Origin of the sequence: Terrabacter sp. 2RAF25, assembly GCF_052115265.1 — a bacterium.
Classification (GTDB): domain Bacteria; phylum Actinomycetota; class Actinomycetes; order Actinomycetales; family Dermatophilaceae; genus Terrabacter.
Map to the genome: position 1 here is coordinate 1,221,394 of NZ_JBFRGJ010000002.1, position 7,716 is coordinate 1,229,109.

Below are 7,716 nucleotides of genomic sequence, written 5' to 3' on the forward strand. Positions count from 1 at the left end.
CCGGGCGGAACGCGAGGCTGCGGGGGATGCGCGACGGAGCGAAGTGAAGCTGTGGGTGACGGAGTGACTGGACTCGTGCTCGTGGAGGGGCTGCCCGGCTCGGGCAAGAGCACCACGGCCTCGCACATCGCGAGCTGGCTCGCTGGTCGGGGAGTGCCGGCCGAGCACTGGCCCGAGGGCCGGCTCGACCATCCCGTCGACCTCGAGCAGGTCGCGGTCCTCAGCACCGAGCAGGTGCTCGAGCTCGCCGCCGAGGCGCCCGAGACCTCCTCGGCGCTGCTCTCGTCCGCCGAGCGCCGCGGCGACGAGTGGCTCGTCCGTCACGCCCTCCACCCGTCCCTCCCCTCGGCCTTGGTCGACCGGCTCGGTGAGCACGACGCGTACGACGGCTCGGTCGCCCCCGACGTGCACGCCCGCGTCCTCACCGAGAGCTGGCGCACGTTCGGCCGGACGCGCCCGCCCTCCGGCCCGGTCCAGGTCTGGGAGTGCGTGCTGCTGCAGAACCCGGGCTGTGCCCTCGTCGCCCGCGGCGACCAGCCCCCGCACCTGCTCGCCGCCCACGTCTCCGGCCTCGTCGACGCGGTCCGTGCGCACGCACCGGCCCTCGTCTACCTGGACGCCGGTGACCCGTTGCGCGTCCTCGAGGTCGTCGCCGCGGAACGCCCTGCCGAGTGGGTCGAGGCGGTCGTGGGATACCACACGGAGCAGGGCCTGGGTCGCCGGATGGGCCTGCGCGGCTTCGAGGGCTACGTCGACTTCATGCGGCACCGCCGGGCCATGGAGCTCGACATCGTCCGGTCCCTCGACCTGCCCACGCTCGTCGTGCCCGTCGACGCCGACCACGCGCGCGGCGGTGCGGCGAGGCTCGAACAGGTCCGCACATTCCTCTCCGAGCACCTGGAGCTCGACGGGCGGCCCGAGACGAGCAGGGTCGCCTGACGTGGCCCTGAACTCGGTGGAGGGGGTGCTCGACGAGGCCACCGACCAGCAGGTGCGTCACGAGTGGGCCCTGCTGGCCGAGGCCGGCCTGCCGAGCCAGGCCGACCACCGGGGCGTGTCGAACGCGCCCCACCTGACGCTGTCCGCCGCCGGGAGCGTGCCGGGCGTCGTCGGCTCGGGTCTCGAGCAGGCGCTGGAGGGCTTCGAGCCGGTGCCCGTACGCCTGGGCTCCCTCCTCGTGCTCGGCTCGCGACACCTCGTGCTGGCCCGCCTCGTGCTGCCGAGCGAGGCCCTTCTCCGCCTCCATGCGTCGGTGGCCGAGGCCATGGCCGGCGCGACCGACGTGCCCGAGCGGGTGCAGGTCGACCGGTGGGTGCCGCACGTCACCCTCGGGCGGGGGCTCCGCGCCGGACAGGTCGGCGAGGCGCTCGAGGTGCTGGGCCGGGTGCCGCAGCTCGAGGGCGCGGTCGAGTCGGTGCGCCGGTGGGACCCGCTGGCCGGGCGCACGTGGCGCGTGGACGGCATACCTACGATGGGCGCATGACCCTCGGACCCCTGGACAGCCTGGAGCTCGGCCTCGACACCTTCGGCGACATCGCGCTCGGGCCTGACGGGTCGCCGTTGCACCCGGCCACCGTGCTGCGTGAGGTGCTCGCCGAGGGCGAGCTCGCCGACCGGCTCGGCCTCGACTTCTTCGGCGTCGGCGAGCACCACCGTGACGACTATGCCGTCAGCGCGCCCGACGTGCTGCTCGCCGGGCTCGCCGCCCGCACCGAGCGCATCCGCCTCGGCACATCGGTCACGGTGCTGAGCAGCGACGACCCCATCCGGGTGTTCCAGCGCTTCTCGACGGTCGACGCGATCAGCAACGGCCGCGCCGAGATCACTGTGGGGCGTGGGTCGTTCGTCGAGTCGTTCCCGCTCTTCGGACTCGACCTCTCGGACTACGAGACGCTCTTCGAGGAGAAGCTCGACCTGCTGGCGGCCGTCGTCGCGGAGAAGCCGGTGCGGTGGGAGGGGTCGATCCGTCCACCCGTCGACGTCGAGCAGGTCATGCCGGCAACCGAATCCGGCCACCTGCCCGTGTGGGTCGGGGTCGGCGGCACGCCGCAGTCGGTCGTCCGCGCCGCGCACTACGGCTTCCCGGTCGTCATCGCGATCATCGGCGGCGCCTCACGGCAGTTCGCCCCGCTCGCCGACCTCTACCGACAGGCCCTCACGCAGATGGGCAAGCCCGAGCTCCCTGTCGGCGTGCACTCGCCCGGCTACGTCGCCGCGACCGACGAGCAGGCCGTCGACGAGTTCATGCCGCACTTCGTGCCCTACATGAACAAGATCGGCCGCGAGAGGCGCTGGGCACCGATGAGCAACGAGCAGGCGCTCGCCCAGCTCGGTCCCGACGGTGCCGTCTACTGCGGCTCGCCCGAGACGGTCGCTGCCAAGATCGTCGACACCGTCAGGGTGCTCGGCGTCTCCCGCTTCCAGCTCAAGTACTCCATGGGCACCCTGCCGCACGACAAGCGGATGGAGTGCATCCGCCTCTACGCCGAGGAGGTCGTGCCGCGCGTCCGCGCGATGCTCCACGAGGCCTGACGTGAGGGTGCTCCTCCTCGGGATGGGGTCGCGCGGCGACGTGCAGCCCCTCGTCGCGCTGGGGGAACGCCTTCGGCGGCGTGGGTATGCCGTCTCGCTCGCCGCGCCCGCCGACCTCGGTCACGTCGTGGCCGCGAGCGGGGTGGAGTTCGAGCCGTTCTCGTTCGACCTCGAGGGACCCCTGCGCGACGGGCTCGGCCGCGAGTCGCTGCGCGGGTCGGCGACGCACCAGGTGCGTGAGGCGAGGCTGATGCGGCAGGTCATGGCCGAGCGGGCCACGGCGCTCGCCGACGACGTGACGCGGCTCGTCGAGCAGGCCGACGCCGTGGTGTCGGGGGCGCTGACCTTCGACCTCGTCGACGCGCTGCTGTCCGGGTCGGCCAAGCCGCACGTCTATGCGATCTTCGCGCCGGTGTGGCCGAGCGCGCACGGCGAGTCGGTGGCCCTGGGGCTGGTGCCGCACCACCGGTCGCCGCTCAACCTCTGGTGGAGCAGCCTCGCGGGCCGGGTGGCGCTCGAGCTCTTCCGACCGGCCGGCGATCTCGTGCGGGCTCGAAAAGGGCTGCCGCGCCGGACGTTCCGGTCCTACTCCGCTGCCGCGAGCAGCACGTCGACGCTCCTCGGAGCCAGCCCGTGGGTCGTGCCGCGTGCCCCCGACTGGCCGCGGTCGCTGAGGCAGACGGGCTTCTGGTTCCGGGAGGAGGCACCCGCCGGGGACCCGGAGCGCGCTGGGGGCGGGTCACGGCTCGGTGAGGAGGTCGACGACTTCCTCACCGGCGGAGCGCCGCCGGTCTACGTGGGCTTCGGGTCGATGCCGACACCCGACCCCGACGCCGTCGTGCACGGCGTCGTCGAGGTGCTCGCCTCGCTGGACGTGCGGGGGATCGTCAGCGAGGGACTCGCAGGGCTGTCGCTCGACCGTCTCGGTCGGGCACTGCCGCCAGACGTGCTCGGGGTCGGGGCGACTCGGCACGACCAGCTGTTCCCGCGGTGCTCGGTCGTGGTGCACCACGGCGGCGCCGGCACGACAGCGGCGGCCGTGCGAGCCGGGGTGCCACAGGTGGTCGTCCCGCACGCGGCGGACCAGCCGTACTGGGGCCGTCGGTTGGCGGACCTCGGGGTGGCCGCACCCCCGATCGCTCGCAAGGACCTGACACCCGCACGGCTGCGCGCGGCGCTCGAGGTCGCGCTGTCCGCGCAAGCCCGGCGGGCGGCATACGTCCTCGGCGAACGGGTGCGGGCCGAGGACGGCGCCGGGGATGCGGCACGGCTCGTGGACGCGTACCTCGGGGACGCCTGAGCCGGCCCGGCGAACACACGAAGTTCCGCTGCGGGACGTGGCGCCGCGTGGCTGAACCGGGCTCGGGGCAGTTCGTGTGTCGACGCGGCCGGCTTTGCCGCGCGTCGGGGTCAGATGGTTGCGGCCAGCTCGGTCGCCTGGCGGATGGCGCGCTTCGCGTCGAGCTCCGCCGCGACGTCGGCGCCGCCGATGACGTGCACCTTCACGCCCGCCGACGCCAGCTCTGGCCCCAGCGTGTTGACGGACTCCTGGCCGGTGCAGACCACGATGGTCTCGACGTCGAGCACCTGCGGGTCGGTGCGTTCCTCGCCGTGCGTGATGTGCAGCCCGGCGTCGTCGACGCGCTCGTAGTTCACGCCCACGTGGTGCTGGACTCCCTTGGCCTTCAGCGCTGCCCGATGCACCCAGCCCGTCGTCTTGCCGAGTCCCTTGCCGATCGGGGTCGCCTTCCGCTGGAGCAGGTGCACCTCGCGAGGCGATGGCGTCGCGGCTGCGGGCACGAGCCCGCCGCGTGATGAGTCTGGCGCGCCGACGCCCCACTCGGCCATCCACTCGTCGACGCCCATGGGCGATCCGACGTGCGTGAGGAACTCGGAGACGTCGACGCCGATGCCACCGGCACCCATGACGGCCACCCGGTCACCGAGCGGTGCCTCTCCGCGGACGGCAGCGGCATACGTGATGACCTTCGGGTGGTCGATGCCCGGGACGTCGGGGATGCGCGGCTCGACCCCGGTGGCGACGATGACCTCGTCGAAGTCCGTGAGGTCGTCGACGGTGGCGCGTCGGCCGAGGTGCACCTTGACGTCGCCGAGCTCGAGGCGCCTGCGGTAGTAGCGGATCGTCTCGGCGAACTCCTCCTTGCCGGGGATGCGCATGGCGATCGCGAACTGGCCGCCGAGGTCGTCGGACGCCTCGAAGAGCTCGACCCGGTGGCCACGCTCGGTCAGGGCCACCGCCGCCGCGAGCCCGGCCGGGCCTGCGCCGACGACGGCGACGTGCTTGCTCCGGCGGCTCGGCGCGAGCACGAGGGTGGTCTCGCGGACGGCGCGCGGGTTGACGAGGCAGGTCGCCGTCTTCTTCGCGAAGGCGTGGTCGAGGCAGGCCTGGTTGCAGGCGATGCAGGTGTTGATCTCGTCGGCCCGGTCGGTCGCGGCCTTGGCCACCCAGTCGGGGTCGGCGAGGAACGGGCGCGCCATCGAGACGAGGTCGGCGGTGCCGTCGGCGATGACCTGCTCGGCGAGCTCGGGCATCGAGATGCGGTTGCTCGTGACGACCGGGATGTCCACCTCTGGGCGTAGTTTCGCGGTGACGCGGGTGAAGGCGCCGCGGGGGACCGAGGTCACGATGGTCGGGACGCGGGCCTCGTGCCAGCCGATCCCGGTGTTGATGATCGTGGCGCCCGCGGCCTCGACCTCCTTTGCGAGAGAGACGATCTCGCCCCACGTCTGGCCATCGGGCACGAGGTCAAGCATCGAGAGGCGGTAGACGATGACGAAGTCGGGTCCTGCCGCTTCGCGCACGGCGCGGACGACCTCGACGGCGAGGCGGCGGCGGTTCTCGGGGGAGCCGCCCCACGCGTCGGTGCGGTGGTTGGTGCGCGGCGCGAGGAACTGGTTGAGCAGGTAGCCCTCTGAGGCCATGATCTCGACACCGTCGTAGCCGGCCCTCCTCGCGAGGCGGGCACACCGGGCGTACGCGTCGATGGTGCTCCGGATGCCGCGTGCGGTGAGGGACCGCGCCGTGAAGCGGGAGATGGGCGCCTTGGTGCGCGAGGCCGACACGGCCAGGGGGTGGTACGCGTACCGGCCGGCATGGAGGATCTGCAGGGCGATCTTGCCGCCCTCGCGGTGCACGGCGTTGGTGACGACCTCGTGACGGCGGGCCTGGCGCTCGGTGACGAGCACCGAGCCACCGGGGTAGAGGGCGCCGGCGAGGTTCGGGGCGAAGCCACCGGTGACGATGAGGCCGACACCGCCGCGCGCCCGCTCGGCGTAGTACGCGGCGAGGCGGTCGAAGTCGCTTGCCTTGTCCTCCAGCCCGGTGTGCATCGAGCCCATGACGACGCGGTTGCGCAGCGTCGTGAAGCCGAGGTCGAGCGGCTCGAGCAGGTGGGGGTATGCCGTGGGGGTCGATGGGATTGCCGTCACGCCGTCGAGCGTAGCCGCTCGGTTACCGGTGGGTAGGGTGAGCGCGGTGTGGGTCACAATGGCGGGGTGAGCCAGATCGAGCACGTGGACGTCCTCGTCGTCGGCGCGGGCCTCTCCGGGATCGGGGCCGCCTTCCGGCTGCAGACCGAGGCGCCGACGAGGTCGTACGCGATCCTCGAGGCGCGCGACTCGCTGGGCGGCACGTGGGACCTCTTCCGCTACCCCGGCGTGCGCTCCGACTCCGACATGATGACCCTCGGATTTCCCTTCGAGCCGTGGACCGACCCCGACGCCATCGCCGACGGCCCGAAGATCCTGTCCTACCTCGAAGCCACGGCTCGCAAGCACGGCATCGACCGACGGATCCGCTTCGGGAACAAGGTCGTCGGGGCCTCGTGGTCCACGGTCGACGCCCGGTGGACGGTGACGGTCGAGCGCCCCGGGGGTCGGCGCCACCAGCTCACGTGCGACTTCCTCCAGCTGTGCAGCGGCTACTACGACTACGAGCTGCCCCACGATCCCGAGCTGCCGGGGATCGGCTCGTTCTCCGGTGACGTGGTGCATCCGCAGTTCTGGCCCGAGCACGTGTCCGTCGCCGGGCGCAGGGTCGTCGTGATCGGCAGTGGTGCCACCGCCGTGACCCTGGTGCCGGCGCTCGCCGACCGCGGGGCCGAGGTGACGATGCTGCAGCGGACGCCGACCTGGGTCACGTCGCTGCCACGGCGCGACCGCGTACGCGACGTCGTGCAGCGAGTCCTGCCGTCACGCGCCGGGGGCGTCGTCGCCCGCTACAAGAACGTCCTCTCGACGATGGCCTTCTACGAGCTGAGCCGTCGACGTCCGGCTGTCGCGAAGTCCTTGCTGTCCAAGGGCGCTGCGCGATCGCTCGGGTCGACCGCGATGGTGAGCGACCACTTCACCCCGACCTACGACCCGTGGGACCAGCGCCTCTGCGTCCTGCCCGACGGCGACCTGTTCGAGGCCGTGCGCTCGGGACGGGCCCAGGTCGTGACCGACACGATCGAGACCTTCGTGCCCGACGGCATACGTCTCGGGTCGGGGCGCGAGCTGCCCGCCGACGTGGTCGTGACGGCAACCGGCCTGCGCATCAAGGTCGCCGGTGGCATCGAGTTCACCGTCGACGGGGAGCGGCGGTCCACCGGCGAGCTCAGGGTCTACCGTGGGACGATGTTCGCCGACGTGCCGAACCTCGCCGTCACCATCGGCTACGTCAACGCGTCGTGGACGCTGCGCGCCGACCTCGCCAGCCGGTACGTCTGCCGCCTGTTGAACCACATGGAGCAGAACGGGTGGCGCGTGGCCGTCCCTCGTGCGCCGCAGGGGATGTCGGGGCGGCCGCTGCTGCCGCTGCGGTCGGGCTATGTCGAGCGGGCGGCGGGCGAGCTGCCTCAGCAAGGCGATGCCGCCCCGTGGCTGATGCGCCAGAACTACCTGCTGGATCGACGAGACATGCTGCGCGGTGACGTCACGGAGGCGATGTCCTTCTCGCGCTGAAGGTGCTGCGCGGGCTGAGACGTCTTGCGCCACAGTCTGATTCGTTGCCCACAGCCATGCCATGCCCCTTCCCAAACAGTCGAACACGTGTTCTGCATATCTGCTTAGGTGAAGTCCGGTATGCCCGTTTCTGGTCGGAGGAGGTCCTTGAGCGGGTGTGGGCTGGTGTCGACGGCCTGCTCGAGGAGACGGTAGAAGAGCAGCCCGCGGGACTTGGCG

At 72.2% G+C, this 7,716-nt stretch carries 6 protein-coding genes; 5 read left to right on the forward strand and 1 reads right to left on the reverse strand.

What is annotated here, in order from left to right; genetic code table 11:
- Positions 1-63: 63 nt before the first annotated feature.
- The 4 genes from AB4091_RS08930 to AB4091_RS08945 are packed head-to-tail and all read left to right on the forward strand — an operon-like array spanning position 64 to position 3,832.
- On the forward strand, positions 64-939 hold the full coding sequence (locus tag AB4091_RS08930; RefSeq protein ID WP_442291380.1) for a hypothetical protein: 876 nt from the start codon (positions 64-66) through the stop codon (positions 937-939).
- Between the two features lies 1 nt (position 940).
- A complete protein-coding gene (locus AB4091_RS08935) occupies positions 941-1,483 on the forward strand; it encodes a 2'-5' RNA ligase family protein (RefSeq protein ID WP_442291381.1) in 543 nt (180 codons plus the stop codon).
- Positions 1,480-2,532, forward strand: coding sequence for an LLM class flavin-dependent oxidoreductase (locus AB4091_RS08940; protein ID WP_442291382.1), 1,053 nt, complete (start codon positions 1,480-1,482; stop codon positions 2,530-2,532). Before AB4091_RS08935 ends, AB4091_RS08940 begins: the two co-directional genes overlap by 4 nt.
- 1 nt (position 2,533) lies before the next feature.
- A complete protein-coding gene (locus tag AB4091_RS08945; protein WP_442291383.1) occupies positions 2,534-3,832 on the forward strand; it encodes a glycosyltransferase in 1,299 nt (432 codons plus the stop codon).
- Positions 3,833-3,942: 110 nt separating this feature from the next.
- Here AB4091_RS08945 and AB4091_RS08950 read toward each other — a convergent pair whose 3' ends face one another.
- On the reverse strand, positions 3,943-5,982 hold the full coding sequence (locus AB4091_RS08950; protein ID WP_442291384.1) for an oxidoreductase: 2,040 nt from the start codon (positions 5,980-5,982) through the stop codon (positions 3,943-3,945).
- A 66-nt stretch (positions 5,983-6,048) separates the two neighbouring features.
- Here AB4091_RS08950 and AB4091_RS08955 point away from each other — a divergent pair, with 66 nt between their 5' ends.
- The gene (locus AB4091_RS08955; protein WP_442291385.1) at positions 6,049-7,497 is read left to right on the forward strand and encodes a flavin-containing monooxygenase; all 1,449 of its coding nucleotides are present in this window, start codon (positions 6,049-6,051) and stop codon (positions 7,495-7,497) included.
- Positions 7,498-7,716: the final 219 nt, after the last annotated feature.

Coding starts and splice junctions, on each gene's coding strand:
- AB4091_RS08940 (WP_442291382.1), top strand. CDS start 1,480: ATGACCCTCGGACCCCTGGACAGCCTGGAGCTCGGCCTCGACACCTTC.